This is a genomic window from Roseibium sp., from assembly GCF_025698965.1.
GTDB lineage: Bacteria > Pseudomonadota > Alphaproteobacteria > Rhizobiales > Stappiaceae > Roseibium.
Window position 1 is genome coordinate 1 of the sequence record NZ_JAILWL010000092.1, and the last position, 15861, is coordinate 15861.

19 protein-coding genes are annotated in these 15861 nt (G+C 55.7%); 18 read left to right on the top strand and 1 reads right to left on the bottom strand.

Annotation, left to right across the window (positions count from 1 at the left end; all coding sequences use genetic code 11):
- The first annotated feature begins 53 nt into the window (after positions 1-53).
- The 10 genes from cueR (at position 54) to ptsN (ending at position 7593) form a co-directional block, all read left to right on the top strand.
- A complete protein-coding gene (gene cueR, locus K5905_RS09715) occupies positions 54-479 on the top strand; it encodes a Cu(I)-responsive transcriptional regulator (protein WP_297583002.1) in 426 nt (141 codons plus the stop codon).
- Complete coding sequence (locus tag K5905_RS09720) at positions 476-904, top strand: cytochrome c (RefSeq protein ID WP_297583005.1); 429 nt, start codon at positions 476-478, stop codon at positions 902-904. The genes cueR and K5905_RS09720 overlap by 4 nt, the downstream gene beginning before the upstream one ends.
- Before the next feature lie 21 nt (positions 905-925).
- Positions 926-1384 carry a cytochrome c gene (locus tag K5905_RS09725; protein ID WP_297583008.1) on the top strand — a complete coding sequence of 153 codons (459 nt, stop codon included), beginning with the start codon at positions 926-928 and terminating at the stop codon, positions 1382-1384.
- 157 nt (positions 1385-1541) lie between these two features.
- Positions 1542-2162, top strand: coding sequence for a ribonuclease H-like domain-containing protein (locus tag K5905_RS09730; RefSeq protein ID WP_297583011.1), 621 nt, complete (start codon positions 1542-1544; stop codon positions 2160-2162).
- Between the two features lie 56 nt (positions 2163-2218).
- Positions 2219-2899 carry an LPS export ABC transporter periplasmic protein LptC gene (lptC, locus tag K5905_RS09735; protein WP_297583013.1) on the top strand — a complete coding sequence of 227 codons (681 nt, stop codon included), beginning with the start codon at positions 2219-2221 and terminating at the stop codon, positions 2897-2899.
- A gap of 3 nt (positions 2900-2902) precedes the next feature.
- Positions 2903-3469 carry an LptA/OstA family protein gene (locus K5905_RS09740; RefSeq protein ID WP_297583016.1) on the top strand — a complete coding sequence of 189 codons (567 nt, stop codon included), beginning with the start codon at positions 2903-2905 and terminating at the stop codon, positions 3467-3469.
- A 75-nt stretch (positions 3470-3544) separates the two neighbouring features.
- Entirely contained in the window at positions 3545-4312 is a 768-nt protein-coding gene (gene lptB / locus K5905_RS09745) for an LPS export ABC transporter ATP-binding protein (RefSeq protein WP_297583019.1), read from the top strand.
- Positions 4313-4620: 308 nt separating this feature from the next.
- Positions 4621-6186: an RNA polymerase factor sigma-54 gene (gene rpoN / locus K5905_RS09750; protein WP_297583021.1), complete on the top strand. Its 1566-nt coding sequence runs from the start codon at positions 4621-4623 to the stop codon at positions 6184-6186.
- A gap of 291 nt (positions 6187-6477) precedes the next feature.
- On the top strand, positions 6478-7065 hold the full coding sequence (gene raiA / locus K5905_RS09755; protein WP_297583022.1) for a ribosome-associated translation inhibitor RaiA: 588 nt from the start codon (positions 6478-6480) through the stop codon (positions 7063-7065).
- A gap of 60 nt (positions 7066-7125) precedes the next feature.
- Positions 7126-7593 (top strand): PTS IIA-like nitrogen regulatory protein PtsN, encoded by a 468-nt coding sequence (gene ptsN / locus K5905_RS09760; RefSeq protein ID WP_297583025.1) that lies wholly within the window; start codon positions 7126-7128, stop codon positions 7591-7593.
- A 57-nt stretch (positions 7594-7650) separates the two neighbouring features.
- On the opposite strand, the gene mdoH is transcribed toward ptsN, so the two are convergent.
- A complete protein-coding gene (gene mdoH / locus K5905_RS09765) occupies positions 7651-9477 on the bottom strand; it encodes a glucans biosynthesis glucosyltransferase MdoH (RefSeq protein WP_297583030.1) in 1827 nt (608 codons plus the stop codon).
- 97 nt (positions 9478-9574) lie between these two features.
- Here mdoH and K5905_RS09770 point away from each other — a divergent pair, with 97 nt between their 5' ends.
- From K5905_RS09770 to K5905_RS09805, 8 genes are all read left to right on the top strand, one after another.
- Positions 9575-10588: a zinc-binding alcohol dehydrogenase gene (locus K5905_RS09770; RefSeq protein ID WP_297583033.1), complete on the top strand. Its 1014-nt coding sequence runs from the start codon at positions 9575-9577 to the stop codon at positions 10586-10588.
- 58 nt (positions 10589-10646) lie between these two features.
- Positions 10647-11045, top strand: coding sequence for a 6-carboxytetrahydropterin synthase (locus tag K5905_RS09775; RefSeq protein WP_297583035.1), 399 nt, complete (start codon positions 10647-10649; stop codon positions 11043-11045).
- Between the two features lie 7 nt (positions 11046-11052).
- On the top strand, positions 11053-12105 hold the full coding sequence (locus K5905_RS09780) for a glycosyltransferase family 4 protein (protein WP_297583036.1): 1053 nt from the start codon (positions 11053-11055) through the stop codon (positions 12103-12105).
- Complete coding sequence (locus tag K5905_RS09785; protein ID WP_297583038.1) at positions 12102-12899, top strand: class I SAM-dependent methyltransferase; 798 nt, start codon at positions 12102-12104, stop codon at positions 12897-12899. Before K5905_RS09780 ends, K5905_RS09785 begins: the two co-directional genes overlap by 4 nt.
- 83 nt (positions 12900-12982) lie before the next feature.
- Complete coding sequence (locus K5905_RS09790; protein ID WP_297583040.1) at positions 12983-13513, top strand: cytochrome b; 531 nt, start codon at positions 12983-12985, stop codon at positions 13511-13513.
- 204 nt (positions 13514-13717) lie between these two features.
- Complete coding sequence (locus K5905_RS09795) at positions 13718-13966, top strand: acyl carrier protein (RefSeq protein WP_297583042.1); 249 nt, start codon at positions 13718-13720, stop codon at positions 13964-13966.
- 3 nt (positions 13967-13969) lie between these two features.
- Positions 13970-15151: an acyl-CoA dehydrogenase family protein gene (locus K5905_RS09800; RefSeq protein WP_297583044.1), complete on the top strand. Its 1182-nt coding sequence runs from the start codon at positions 13970-13972 to the stop codon at positions 15149-15151.
- A 3-nt stretch (positions 15152-15154) separates the two neighbouring features.
- Positions 15155-15861: amino acid--[acyl-carrier-protein] ligase (locus K5905_RS09805; protein WP_297583047.1), on the top strand; the 707-nt coding region annotated here is incomplete at its 3' end.

Below are 15861 nucleotides of genomic sequence, written 5' to 3' on the forward strand. Positions count from 1 at the left end.
CGTGATCAGCAATGCCCTGCGTCTGCGTACCCTGAAGCTGTGAGGTCGGAAAGATGAACATCGGAACCGCATCCGAGATGAGTCTGCTTCCGGCGAAGACCATCCGCTATTACGAAGAAATTGGTCTGGTCGAGCCATGCCGGACCGGAAATGGATATCGGGACTTTTCCGAGGCCGACATCGAGCGGTTGAAATTCCTGCAGCGCGCCCGCAGCCTCGGGTTTTCGATCGAGGAATGCAGGGAATTGCTGTCGCTTTATCAGGATAGAAACCGGGCGAGCGCAGATGTCAAAGCCCTGACGGGAACCAAGATACGCGAGATCGATCGGAAGATTGCGGAACTCATGTCCCTGAAACGCGTCCTGACGACGTTGATGGATGCCTGTCATGGCGATGACCGGCCCGAGTGCCCGATTATTGATGACCTGGCCGGTGTGCCTGCCTCCCGCAAAAGGGATGTGAGGAGCAAATCATTTTGACGAGCAGACATCTTGTTCTGGCCATGGTCGCCGGTACTGTTCTGCTGTCGGGCGGACTGATCCTGTGGCAGCAAAATCGCCAAAGTGCCCGCCCGGAGCCTCATGCTGGTCCGATGATTGCCGTTTCAAGACCGGATCTCTCCAAGGTGGAGCTGGACGGTGAGATCGCGTTTCAAGCCAATTGCGCTACATGTCACGGAGACAAGGCCGATGGGCGAAACGGGATTGGCCCTCCGTTGGTACACAAGATTTATGAGCCCGGTCATCACGCGGACGGCGCTTTTTACCTGGCCGTGAAACAAGGGGTACGGGCGCACCACTGGACCTTCGGCAACATGCCGCCAGTGGCCACGGTTACCGAGACGGACGTTGACAACATCGTTGGGTATGTTCGCGCGCTACAGCGTGCAAATGGCATTTACTAAAGCTCTTGGGAGGGGCGGAACATGAAGCGCATACACGCAGCACTGGTTTTGGGGGCAGGTGTCCTGGCGGCAGGGGCGGCCTGGGCACATGGCGGGGCGACCGGCATTGTCAAGGAACGCATGGATGCGATGTCGGACATTGGCCGCAACGTCAAATCCATCGGGCAGATGATAAAGGGAGTTGCGCCATATGATCCGGTCAAGATTGCGAATGCCGGGGGCGCGATTGCTGTACATGGCGGTGAAGCGCTGACGGAGCTGTTTCCGGAAGGAAGTCTGCAGTCGCCAAGCGAAGCCAGTCCGGCTATCTGGACCGATTGGACGAAGTTTTCTGATCTGGCAGCTAATCTGCAGACGTCAGCTCTGGCTTTGAAAACCCTGGCGGACCAGAACGCAGACCGGAAAACTGTCGCCGGTGCCTTCGGCAAGGTTGCAGCGACCTGCAAGTCCTGCCACGAGGCGTTCCGGATCAAGAAATAGTCATCGGCCCTGTTCTTCGGTCGTCTTCAACCGCAATCCGCTTGCCACATCGGGCCGCATGTTTTACCTGACGGTCAAATGGGTCATAACTGTGCTTCGACATAAGTGGCCAAAAAAATGTGCATTGCTTAGACGCGGCAACAGGAGACGACACAAGATGACCATTCGCTACCACAAGGGAGATCTCCCTGACCTGAAGGCCTATGAAACGGCAGAAGCGGTGGCGGTGGACTCAGAGACGCTCGGTCTCAACCCCCATCGGGATCGTCTCTGCGTCGTGCAACTGTCTCCTGGTGACGGAACTGCGGACGTTGTTCAGATTGCCCGCGGTCAAAAGGATGCCCCGAACCTTGCCGCTTTGTTCACCGATGCAACGAAACCTAAGATTTTTCACTTTGCCAGATTTGATGTTGCCGTCCTGCGGCACTATCTGAACATTCAGGTTTCACCGGTCTGGTGCACCAAAATCGCATCGAAGCTGGTGCGCACCTATACTGACCGGCACGGATTGAAAGACATTACGCGCGAGCTCCTGGGTGTGGAATTGTCCAAACAGCAACAGAGCTCGGACTGGGCCGCAGAGACGTTGTCCGATGCACAATTGGCGTATGCCGCGTCGGATGTGCTTTATCTGCACGCTCTTAAGGAAAAACTGGAATTCATGCTGAAGCGCGAAGAGCGCGGTGATATTGCCAGGGCATGTTTTGAATTTTTGCCGGTCCGCGCTGAGCTGGACCTCAAAGGGTGGGACGAAACGGACATTTTCGCTCATTCGTGATTTGAAGGACGACCCGTGCCGTTTGAGCACGTCGCCATGGGTTTTCGGAGGTCGCATTGAGCGTCACCAGCGAATTTCCGGGAGAAGCAGCTCCCAAGCGGCTGCCGAGCCGGGCGCAAAAGTCCGCGCGCCGGCACAGCCTGCTCGTGCGGATACTGCGCTGGCTGTTTCCCGCGATCGGTTTACTGATCCTTGGAGGCATGATTGGCCTGGTTGTCTTGTTCAATTTTCTCAGCGGATTCGGGGCGGCAAATGTGATGTTGACCAGCGAAGGGCTGGTGATGGATCACCCGGAGCTGTCCGGTCACGACGATGACCGTTCCTACAAGGTGACCGCGCGCCGGGCGATACAGCGTCTGAGCGATCCGCGGATCATCGATCTTGAAATCATCAGGGCGGATATCGTGCTCGGCGCAGACGAGAGCGCTGAAATCATTGCCCTCAAGGGAACATATAATAACGCTGCGGAAACCTTACGCCTGTATGATGGCATTCAGCTTGAATGGAGTGAAGGCTACAAGGTGGATCTGTCGGAAGTGGAAATCGACCTGAGCAACGGCGCCCTGACGACCACGGAGCCGGTTTCGATCCGTTCTGATCAGGGACATGTCGTGGCAGGCAAACTTACATACGATCAGGAAAAGGGTCTCGTTCGCTTTTCCGACGGCATCAAGATGACCCTCAACCCGGCTTCTGAAGGCGCGGTGTCTGATGGCAAGGACTCTGAAGGACAGTAAGAGATGACATTTTTCAAACGCCTTATGATTGCGACTGCCGCGGCCGTCATTGCCGGTGCTGCGCAGGCTCAGACATTTTCGGACGCCTTTGCAGGTTTCGGATCCAACGAAGGCGAACCCATCGAAATCGAAGCGGGTGAACTTCGCGTTGAAGACCAGAACAATACGGCGACCTTTGTTGGCGACGTTGTTGTAACGCAAGGCGAAACCAGCCTGGAGACCCAGCGGCTCAAGGTCTTCTATGCCGGCTCGGGTGCACAAGCCAAGGAAGGGGCTGTACAGCAGCGAATTTCCCGACTTGAGGCGGAAGGCGGTGTCTATATCAGCTCCAAGGACCAGACCGCCAAGGGCGATCAGGCGAGCTTCGACATGAATCGCGAAGTCATGGTGATGACCGGTAACGAGGTGGTTCTCTCCCAGGGGCCGAACGTGGTTGTCGGCAGCAAACTCACTGTCAATCTGAAAACCGGTCAGGCGAACCTGACGGCGGCCAAGGGGCAGGTTGGAGGCCAGGGCGGCAGCGGCCGGGTGAAGGTCCGTATTCAGCCAAACAGCGTACAAGGCAATTGAATTTGTTGACAAAGCTTATTGGACACCCCAGGTCTCAGACCCTACTTGGAGCTTCGGCAAGGATCGGATAACGGGTTGCATGGAAGCATTCCGGATGACGGCCAGGATCGGGAAGACCTGTCTCAGGCTCTGGTCGTCGAGGGTGTCGGCAAAACCTTCGGCCGTCGCCAGGTGGTGAAGTATGTCAGCCTTTCCGTGAAACCGGGCGAAGCTGTTGGCCTGCTGGGGCCCAATGGAGCCGGTAAAACAACGACCTTTTACATGATCACCGGACTGATTCAGCCCGATCAGGGTAAAATCTCGCTGGAAGGTTTCGATATTACGCGCATGCCGATGTATCGCAGGGCTCGGTTGGGCATTGGATATCTCCCGCAGGAAGCTTCGATCTTTCGTGGCCTGACAGTGGAAGAGAACATTCGGGCCGTTCTGGAAGTCATTGAACCGGATCGTCAGAAACGCCGCGAAGAACTCGATTCACTTTTGGCGGAATTCGGCCTGACTCATTTGCGTAAATCACCCAGTATCGCACTTTCGGGCGGTGAGCGCAGACGTGTTGAAATTGCCCGTGCGCTGGCAAGCCGCCCTTCCTTCATGCTGCTCGATGAACCTTTCGCAGGGATCGACCCGATTGCCGTCGGCGACATCCAGCAACTGGTGCGCCATCTGACGCAGCGCGGCATCGGGGTTCTGATCACCGACCACAATGTGCGCGAAACCCTGGGTCTGATCGACCGCGCTTACATCATTGCGGCCGGAGAGGTTCTGACCGAAGGACTGCCCCAGGAGATCGTTACAAATCCGGATGTGCGCCGGCTTTATCTGGGCGAACAGTTTACGCTTTGATGGCAGGTGGGCGGCTGGGCCATACCCTCAAAAACAGACTGCGATAGTGCAGCAAACGGCGATAAGCGCATAATCGCGGCCGATCGAAACCATTTTACGTGCCCTCGGGTTAGTTTGAAATTTCCCGGAAACTTCGCTGCAAAACGTTGAAACCAACTCGGTTTCCTGCAGTATCGCGCCTTGTACCCGAAAAAATTCACTCATACCCTCGCAGTCTATTTTATGAGGGTATGACCTGGGCTATAACGTCAGTCAGCAACAAATAAGCAAAAACCAGACCAACCGACCTGTTAGGCGCCCGGAAATCAATGGCCATTTCAACCAAGTTGGAGATGCGGCAAAGCCAGTCGCTGATCATGACGCCGCAACTGATGCAGGCGATCAAGCTGTTGCAAATGTCCAATCTCGATCTGATTTCCTATGTGGAAGCCGAGCTGGAACGCAATCCGCTGCTTGAAAAGGGCGAGGGGGAAGGCATCACCGGCGAACCGCCAGCTACCGGCGAGGCCGGTCATGACAATCAGGCCGTTGAAGCTTCTCAAGACACTGCAACAACGTCTTCGCAGGGTGACGAACCCGATTCCGGCGATTGGATGCAGAAGGATCTCGAAACCGGATCAGAGGCCATTGCGTCACGGATGGATACGGATCTGGGAAACGTGTTTCCGGATGAACCTGGAGTTCCGGCTTCCCCGGATCCTGCGGTTTTGAAGACTGGTGACAGTTACAAGAACAATTCAAGTGGCGGTGCTTCGGAGGATTACAATCTGGAAGCCTTTGTCGCCGACGAGGTCTCCCTAACCAACTCGCTTGAGGAACAGATGCATCTGGCGCTCGGCGATGACGTCGACAAGATGATTGGCGGGCACCTGGTCAATTCGCTTGACGAAACCGGCTATCTCTACGTGGATCTTGCCGAGACCGCCGAGCAGCTTGGTGTCGATGTCGGGCGGGTTGAGCGTGTATTGAAGGTTTTGCAGTCTTTCGAGCCTGCCGGTGTCTTCGCGCGCAATCTTGCGGAGTGCCTGAAGCTTCAGTTGGTCGACAAGAACCGCTTCGACCCGGCAATGGAAGCGCTCATCGACAATATCGAATTGCTTGCGAAGCGGGATTTTCCGGCTCTTAAGAAGATCTGCTGCGTGGATGAAGAGGATCTTGTCGAGATGATTGCCGAAATCCGCGCGCTTGACCCCAAGCCGGGCGGGGCATTTGGAACCTCGCTGGTTCAACCAGTGGTTCCGGACGTGTTTGTGCGTCCGGCCAATGACGGCACCTGGACCGTGGAACTGAATTCCGACACCCTGCCTAAAGTGCTGGTAAACCAGACATATTACGCAAAAGTGATCAAGACTGCGCGCAATGAAACCGAGAAGGAATATCTCACCGATTCGTTGCAGACCGCCAATTGGCTTGCCAAGAGCCTGGACCAGCGCGCGAAAACGATTCTCAAGGTGTCGACAGAAATCGTCCGCCAGCAGGACGGCTTTCTGACTTATGGAATTGAGCACTTGCGGCCGTTGAACCTGAGAACGATTGCCGAAGCGATCAGTATGCATGAATCGACTGTCAGTCGTGTAACCTCAAACAAGTACATGGCAACGCCGCGAGGCGTATACGAGCTGAAATATTTCTTCTCTTCCGCCATTTCTGCGACCGTTGGCGGTGATGCGCACTCCGCGGAAGCGGTGAGGCACAAGATAAGGCAATTGATTGATGCCGAGGACCCAAAGTCCATTTTGTCCGACGATACGATCGTAAAAATTTTGAAAGATGATGGCGTCGACATTGCCCGCAGAACGGTTGCGAAGTATCGGGAAGCCATGAAAATCGGCTCGTCCGTGCAGCGTCGCCGCGAGAAAAATGCCCGTTTATAGCAGTTTGCCTCAACGGGAGTTTGTGTGGGAAAATAAAATCCTGTAAATAAATCAGAGATTTCCACTGATGAAATACAACGCGTTTACAATGTTGTTTCAGTCGGGTTGCACGGTTTTTTCAGAAAGAATTGACTCTTTGCGTTACCGCAATTATAGCACCGCCCTCATGGCGTAATGAGGGGATGGCGCTTCGGCGCTTACTGGTCCATTCTGTGGGCTTGAAACGTTTCGCGTTTCATCACCGGCTGACCGCCGGTGACCTATCGGTCAATAGAAGAAGAAGAGGTCCCCATGGCTTTGCGGATTTCGGGTAAGAATGTTGATGTCGGCGATGCAATGCGCGAGCACATCACAGACCGAATCGAAGATGCCTTGTCGAAATATTTCACAGGCGGATTCACAGGCCACGTTACTCTCAGCAGGGAGGGCACGGGCTTCAAGTCCGAATGCAGCCTGCACCTGAACACAGGCATTGTCCTTCAGGTGTCCGCGCAGGATCAGGACCCGCGCACCAGTTTCGATCTCGCAGCGGAAAAGATCGAGAAACGGTTGCGGCGCTATAAGCGCAAGCTGAAAGATCACCATGGCCACAACGGCAATGGTCGAGAAACTTACGAGGCAGCGTCTTACGTGCTAGCCTCTCCGGAGGAAGACGAGGAAGTGCCGGCGGATTTCAATCCGCTGATCATTGCCGAAACTTCCGCCAAGGTTAAAACAATGACTGTCGGCATGGCAGTCATGGAGCTGGACCTCACCGAGGCTCCTGTTGTCATGTTCAAAAATGCGGCAAATGGCGGTGTAAACGTTGTTTATCGCCGCTCCGATGGCAATATAGGGTGGATAGACCCAGCTTTGGTGGCGAGTGAAGCTGCCGAATAATTGATGCGGAAGAAGTCGGCTTCGCGGAGAAGCCGACTTCTGAAACTTGTAGGCGAACTAATGGATCTTAGCGATCTTCTGGGTAAAGACGCGGTCGTTGCCGGGTTGAAAGTAAAAAGCAAAAAACAGGCAATTCAGGAGCTGTCCGCGAAAGCGGCGATGCTGACCGGTCTTTCAGAACGTGAAATTTTCGACACGCTGCTTCAGCGCGAAAGATTGGGATCCACAGGTGTCGGCCACGGCATCGCGATTCCCCATGGAAAATTGACGCGTCTGGACCGTCTGGTGGGCGTATTTGCGAAACTGGACAAGCCGATCGATTTTGACGCGCTGGATGACGAACCTGTCGATCTTGTGTTCCTGTTGCTGGCCCCGGAGGGTGCCGGCGCCGATCATTTGAAAGCGCTTGCCAGAATTGCCCGTCAGCTCCGCGATGGGGCCGTGACGCAGGGCTTGCGCGGCTCGTCCGATGTTGAGGAAATGTACGATTTCCTGACCCAGCCGCTGGCATCGTCCAACGCAGCCTAATCGTTTCAAATATTCAAAGAGAAAAAGACCGGCTTGAAGGCCGGTCTCTTTTTTGTTTCAGGCGGCTTCGGCCGACTTGGCGTCGTCCTGGACGAGGCCGGACTGCGTGATCGGAGGAGAAGATCCTTGAACGAGTGCCGGCAGATGCAGGTCTGCAAGAAACTCCGGTGGCGCTGTTTCCTCTGGAATGCGCCAGAGCGTGGAGCGGATCGCAATCTTGCCAAGCGTTTTGGTGGAAGTTGAAACGGCGAGCAACATTGCCGCAAGCGGACCGATTGCGACCGGAATGACGGGCCACACCATTTCAAGCGGTTGTCCGGACACCCACGCAAGACCCGCCAGGCCGAACAGTGTTTGCGGCCAGAGTTTGCGACCGGCGAGCAGGACCGGCAGGCGTTTGACGCCACGGGCCTGGGCGCCCCAGCCGATGGTCTTTCCGAACAGGAGACCACCCATGAAAAGCGTATGGGCCACGGCCATGATCGGTGCCAGCATGGCGGAGTAGAGGATTTCGGCGAACGTGCTGAGAAGCACCCTAACCGGACCGCCAAAGGCCTTTCTGAGGTCAGGTCGTGCCAATACGTCGGCAACCGTTGCCAGCTTGGGCGCAAACACCATGGTGATGACGGTCGCGAACAAAACAAGTCCCGTGTCCAGTCGGTAAGGGGCATAGTCGGTTGTCATTCCCAGGATAGCTGCTGCGGTCATGAAGCCAATCCAGGCCGGTGAACCCAAAAACATCAGAATGGCCAGAAAGAGTTGCGCGCGACTGACGGGTTTGAGACCCTGCATGCCAAGAAGCCTGCGATATTGCAGGTTACCCTGACACCAGCGCAGGTCTCTGCGGATGAACTCCAGAAGATGAGGCGGATTGACCTCGTAGCTACCGGTTTCCAGCGGCAGCACACGCACTTCATAACCGGCACGGCGCATCAGCACGGCTTCCACCTGATCATGGGACAGGATCGTGCCTGCAAGAGGTCCCTTTCCTGGTAACTCGGGCAGGCGGCAGTGTTCCTTGAACGGCTTCAGGCGCAACAAAGCGTTATGTCCCCAGTAAGGGCCGCAATCTCCCTGCCACCAGGCACTGCCAATGGTGTAAGAACGCATTCCAAGGCGCATACCGAATTGAAAGATACGTGCAAAGGCACTGTCCGTTGGCAAACCGACCACGAGGCTCTGCAGAATGCCGACATTCGGGTTTGCCTCCATACGGCGAACCAGGCCAGTGATCGCGTCGGGGGACATGTAACTGTCGGCATCCAGAACCAGGGCGAAATCGTGTTGGTCACCCCACTGATCGCAGAAATTCTCGATGTTGCCGGCCTTGAAGCCGGTGTTCTGGGAACGTCTGCGGTAGATGACTTCCATCTGGCCCAGATAACGCTCGGACAGACGCGCGCTCATCTGTTGTTCCTGCAGCGCAATATCGTCCATCGACGTGTCGCTGAGCACGTATAGCGTGAAATGATCGGCCTGACCCGCGCGAACAAGCTGGGAGACCATGGTACTCAGGTTGACTTCCAGGCTCTCGGTGTCTTCGTCACGGATACAGGACAAAAGTGCCGTTGAACTTTGCAATGGGCTGTCCGGGTCACCGCTTGCGATCGGGCAAACCGCTTCCTCCGGATTTTTCGAAAGCCGCATGACGAGAAGTCCAATGACCGCATTCCAGAAACCGATGATCGTCCAGGGCAGTGTGATCAAGAAACACAGCAGGATGAACAAGTCGAGCGGTGTCAGGCCCCCAGGTGTCAGTGTGACTGCCATAAGGCCGGTCAGTGCGGCAAAACTCAGGACAAGCAGGGCAAGAAAGATAAATCGTCTGGTGGTCATTTTGGTGGCTGTTTTCTCTGAAAAGGACATGTCAAAGACTCGAAACATTTTTGTGACTTCCAATCAGGGCAATCGTTGCAATAGTGCGCACGGCAAAATGTCCTAATATTGGCAAAGACGTGCGTGTGTGCAGGGAAGGGAATTGATGAGTATGGCGACTGGAACACCGGACAGCGATGGCGGACCGTTCGCGCTCTGGTATACTGATCATGAGACATGCGCAATCAGGAGTATTCCTTGCAGGCCGCCTGAAGCGGGTGATGTCAGAATTGAGACGCTTTTCAGCGGCATCAGCCGTGGGACGGAGGGCCTCATATTTCGCGGCGAGGTTCCTGAAAGCGAGTGGCTTCGCATGCGCGCACCGTTCCAGGAGGGGGATTTTCCGTTTCCGGTCAAATACGGGTATTCCAATGTCGGCAGGGTCGTTGAAGGCGATCCCGGCCTTGTTGGTCGTATTGTGTTTTCGCTCTATCCGCACCAAAACGTCTTCACTCTTCCTTCCGGTTCCTGTGTGCCGGTTCCCGATGGTGTTTCGCCCGAACGTGCTGTTCTGGCAGCAAATATGGAAACGGCTTTCAATGCTTTATGGGACGGAAAACCATCACCTGGGGATCACATCTGCGTGGTCGGAGGCGGAGTGGTCGGCCTCCTCACAGCATACGTTGCCGGTCGCATACCCGGATCAAACGTGACGATAATCGACACAAACCCTGGACGCGCGAAGGTTGCCCGGGCTCTCGGCGTTTCCTTTTCCTTGCCCGATGAGGCACCGCGTGATCAAGATCTTGTGTTCCACACGAGTGCAAGCGCTGCCGGTTTGGCGACGGCACTCGTCGCAGCAGGTGATGGTACTTCGATTGTCGAGATGAGCTGGTATGGTGACAAAGAGGTTGCAGTGCCCCTCGGGGCTGATTTCCATTGTCGCCGGTTGAAGCTCGTGTCCAGCCAGGTCGGAACAATTCCGTTTGAGCGGCAACCCCGCTGGACCTATCGCAGGCGTCTGGAGACAGCTCTTGCGCTGCTGGAAGACCCGGTGCTCGACAACCTGATCAGCCACCGAGTTTCGTTCGCGGACTTGCCTGACCGGCTTCCCGAATTGTTGAACAAAGCGTCAGATGTGCTCGGCGCTCTCGTTGTATATGAGGAAGCTTCCGGTTAACGGATTATCCCATCACCTCTTGCCCCGTCTTTTGATCAGAAGTTTCAGGATCCCACCAATGTTTGCAGTTGAAGTTCGCGACCATGTCATGATTGCTCATTCCTTCAAGGGAGAGTTGTTCGGCCCAGCCCAGGCCCTGCACGGCGCGACATTTGTTATCGACGCCGCCTTCTTGGCGGAAAGCCTCGATGAAAACGGCGTCGTCATCGACATCGGCAGGGCGCATGACGCCTTGAAGGAAGTGCTTCAACCCCTCAACTACAAGAACCTTGATGACGTCCCGGAATTCGCCGGTGTAAACACGACAACGGAGTTCCTGACCAAGCATATCCACGATCATTTGGCAAAGGCTGCACGTGACAATAGGCTGGGGCGGCCGGGAACTGAACTGAACGCAATCCGGATTACCATTTCAGAATCCCACGTTGCCCGCGCCTGGTACGAAGCCGGGATCTGATCGACCGATGTCAAAACTCGTTTTCGCCTATCCGGGAGATCTGGAAACGCCGACCGGGGGTTATGGCTACGATCGACGGGTGATTGCCGGTCTGCGTGGTCTCGGATGGCAAGTGGATCTCATGTCCTTGGGAACAGGTTTTCCCAACCCTTCGCCGGAAACCTTGGGCGCTGCCCAACGGATGCTCGAAGCTCTACCTGCCGGTAGTCTCGTGGTCGTCGATGGTCTTGCCTTCGGCGTGATGGCCGAAGCCTCTGAGGCGGTTGCCGCGCAATTGAAACTGGTCGCGTTGGTGCACCATCCGCTTTGCCGGGAAAACGGCCTCGATCCGGCCCAGGCTCAGGCCTTGTTGGAAAGTGAGCGACTGGCCTTGCAGTACTCCTGGCATGTCATCGTCACCAGCCCCGCAACTGCAGAGCAGGTGAGCGAACTGTTTAACGTTCCGCAGGACAAGCTGACGGTTATTCTTCCGGGGACGGAAAGGCCTGACCCGGTAGACCGGACACCGGCAGAAACCTTGACTTTGCTTTCGGTTGGCACGGTCGTTCCCCGCAAGGGGTATGACTTGCTGCTTGAAGCGCTTGCGGGCCTGTCGGATCTGAAGTGGCGCCTGGACATTGTCGGCGGGCTTGATTCCGATCCAGACTGCCATCGGGCCTTGGTGTCGCAATCTCACCGTCTCGGCCTTGACAGCAGGATCACATTTCATGGTGCGCTGCCATCCGATCAGTTGACGGCATTTTATCAAAACGCCGACCTCTTTGCACTGGCGAGCCGCTATGAGGGGTATGGCATGGCTTATACGGAAGCGCTTGCCCATGGCTTGCCCGTGATCGGAAGCGGAGCAGGCGCGGTTAAGGACACTTTGCCGGATGAGGCCGCGATTTATTGCGGAACGGAGGATGTTGCCCGGCTTCGCAATGCACTCCAACTGCTGATCTCGGATAGCCGCACCAGAAGCAAAATGACCGAGGCGGCGAAGAAGGCGGCGTTGTCTTTCCCGAGTTGGCAGGATGCTGCCGAACGGTTCGCGTGTGTTTTGAAGGAGGTGCAGGAATGAGCGGGTTTTCGTCCGAGTGGCTCGCCTTGCGAGAGCCGCTGGACCTTGCCGCCAGAAACGGGCGGGTCGAGACAGCTTTTCTGGACCAGCTGCCGTCAGGTTCGGTGCGCATCCTGGACCTTGCAAGCGGCGCAGGGTCAACGGTTGCCGCTTTTGGAACCCGGCTGCCTCAAGAAACCGATTGGTTGCTGACGGATTTCGATCCGGTCTTGCTCGACTTGGCGGTGAAGCGTCGGGATATCGCGACAAACTTTAATATGTCGGTACATCACGCCGATCTGGCGAAAGACCTTGAAAAGCTTCCCTTTGAAAAAGTGGATGCGGTTACAACGTCTGCCTTTCTTGATCTGGTTTCCGAACCGTTTCTGGAACGTCTGGCTGACCGCGTCGTTCAGGCAGGCAGGCCGTTTCTGGCGAGCCTGACATATGACGGTCGCGCGGATTTTACACCGGGCGACGATCATGATGAAGACCTTAAGAGCGCATTGAACTCGCATCAGAAGACCGACAAGGGGTTCGGCATGTCGCTTGGCCCGGACGCTGCGGCGTTTGCGATCGAGCTGTTTGAAGCGCGTGGATACAAGGTGGTGCAAGGGACTTCTGACTGGATGATAAGTCCATCTGCCAAGGCGTTCCTGAGTGAGTTCCTGAGCGGCTGGCTCCGTGTCGGACGCGAGGTCGGCATCTCATCGGACACCCTGGACGCATGGTGGCGGCAGCGGCACGAGCAAATTGAAGCCGGTCTCTTGAGCATGACCGTCGGACATGTCGATTTCGCCGCATATCCACAATAATGCTGCCTGCAATCCCAAGTGACCTTGTTGAAATTGCCAAGTCGTCGACCTAGTCTTTCAAAACCTGGGAGAGGAGAGACTGAATGTCCGATAGTTCGGGTCGCTACAGCCTGTTTGCGCGAAGCATCCATTGGCTGACAGCTCTTCTTGTGTTGACCATGGTACCCGCCGGCCTGATCATGATCCGCATCGGCAGCGGGCCGCTGCAAAATCAACTGTTCGATTTTCACCGCTCCGTTGGCGTGGTACTGATGGTCCTGACAGTCATCAGGCTGCTCTATCGGCTCGCGCACAAACCCGCACCGCTGCCGGATGACATTCCTGCCTGGCAGCGCTTTGCATCCGGCGTGACGCACTGGTTTCTTTATGGATTTCTGATCATCAACCCGTTCATCGGTTGGGTCGCTACCTCCGCCTATGGAGCCGCGATTTCAGTCTTCGGCATGTTCACAATGCCTTCACTTGTTGCGAAGGATCGCGAACTGGCGGCGCAGCTGTTTTCGGTTCATGAAGTTCTGGGTCTATTGTTCACAGCGGCAGTGCTCATGCACATTGGTGCAGCACTTTATCATGGGATTGTGCGGCGTGACGGAGTATTAAGCCGTATGCTGTAAGGTTGAGGAAGAGTTTTTCTTCCTTAAGAAAAGAAGTTTTTGGGTAAGTTTATGATTAACAAAATTTAATTTAAGAATTTAACTATTCTGTTTCATAATTTTTTACCATGCCTCTTAAGTGCAGTTTATCGATTTATGCATTAGATGGCTATTTGAACGCAGGCAGCGGTTCGTAGCAAAACAAGTTTATTGGCAAGGATTGATATGAAACAGACAATTCGGACCCTTCTGGGAAACCACGGCAACCTTCCTATCGCGATCGAGGACGTTGCCGACGGCGCAGACCTTTATGACACTGGTCTGTCCTCATTCGCTTCTGTTCAGGTCATGCTCGCTCTGGAAGAAGAATTCGACATCGAATTCCCCGAGCACTTGCTGAACCGCAAATCCTTCTCGTCAATCGAGGCGATTGAAGCTGCACTTTCTGAAATTCTCAAAGAGCAGGCGGCCTAAGACATGACTGCCGCCAGCAAGATCACCGCGATGGGCCTGTCCGATCGCGCCAAACGCGCCGCCAAGGTTGCTGCAGAATTTGCAGACCAGGTGGATATCGAAGGACGTTTTCCAGCTGAAGGTATGGAAGCGCTCAAAGCCGAACGGCTGATGGGCATCATGATCCGCCCGGAACTGGGAGGTGAGGACGCCAACCTCACCGAGGTTGCCGATGTCTGCGCGATCCTTGGCCAGTCCTGCGCTGCGACCGCAATGACCTATGCCATGCACCAGATCCAGATTGCGAGCCTGTCCGATTACGCTGTCGGCAGCGCCTGGCATGAAGCCTTTTTGACGCGGATTTGTGATGAGCAGCTTTTGATAGCCTCCGCAACCAGTGAAGCTGGTATTGGCGGCAATCTCCGCAATTCACTATGCGCGATTGAAATTGAAGGTGACACGGCGCGCCTCACCAAGGACGCGACCGTAATCTCCTATGGTGCAAATGCCGATGCAATCATGGTGACGTCCCGCCGTCACCCGGATGCGGCCCATTCCGATCAGGTTGCGACGGTCTTTTTGAAAGACCAGTACACACTCGATCAGACCAGTGTCTGGGACACGCTCGGCATGCGCGGTACCTGCTCGGACGGCTACATTTTCAAAGCTGAAGCACCGAAGGAGCAGATCCTGCCGCGCCCATTTGCAGAAATAGCGGCCCAGTCCATGCTGGCGGTTTCCCACCTGTTGTGGGGTGCGCTTTGGTATGGCATCGCCGCCGACGCAGTAGCCCGCGGGCAGAGCTTTGTAAAAGCAGCCGCCCGCAAGTCGCCAGGCCAGGTTCCTCCAGGAGCCCTGCGGCTTGCAGAAGCTTCGAGCTTGCTGCAGCAGGTCAAGGCAAACGTGGTTGCCGGCCTCAAGCAGTTTCAGACCTGCAAGGGTGACAGCGATGCGCTCAATGCGATGAGTTTTGCCGTTGCCATGAACAACGTGAAGGTCGGCACGTCGCAGACGATCCTGACCATCATCAATCATTGCATGCTGATCTGCGGGATTGCCGGATACAATAACGGCACCCCCTATAGCCTCGGACGGCACTTGCGTGACGCGCACTCCGCTCAGCTGATGATTTCCAACGACCGGATCCTGGGCAATACGTCCACGATGTTGCTGGTCAACAAACAAGACACCAGCCTGTTGGGGTAAGTAATGGACGCGCAAGTTACATTTCTTGATCAGTTGTTCGCGGAAGGTGTGCTGCACGCTTCCGGCGTTGATGGTCTTTATGCCCGCAGTGGCGAGTTCGAGGATGTGATTTCCCGCTTCGAGACCTTTGCCCTTTCCTATGGCCAGGACGAGATTTCCGAAGCCATGGTGTTCCCGCCGGGGATGACCATGCAGGATTTCGAAACCAGCGGGTATATGAAGAGTTTTCCGCAATTGGCAGGTACGGTTCACGCCTTTTGCGGCAATGATCACGACCACATGGGTCTGTTGCAATGCATGGCGGCGGGTGAAGACTGGTCGAAGGACCAGAAACCGACGCAGGTGGCTCTGACACCTGCTGCCTGCTACCCGCTTTATCCGATCTTGTCCAAACGCGGGGCACTGCCGGCCGACGGGGCTTATGTCGCCCTGCAATCCTATTGCTTCCGGCACGAGCCGTCCAAGGACCCGGCACGTATGCAGATGTTCCGTCAGCGCGAATATGTGCGGGTTGGATCGGCAGAACAGACCATGGCCTTCCGCGAAACATGGAAGCAGCGTGGTCAGGACATGATGGAGAGGCTGCAATTGCCCCACCATGTGGACGTTGCCAATGATCCTTTTTTTGGTCGGGCCGGCAAGATTATGGCATCCGGTCAGCGTGAACAGGAATTGAAGTTCGAAATGCTTGTTCCGATCACGTCGGAGGC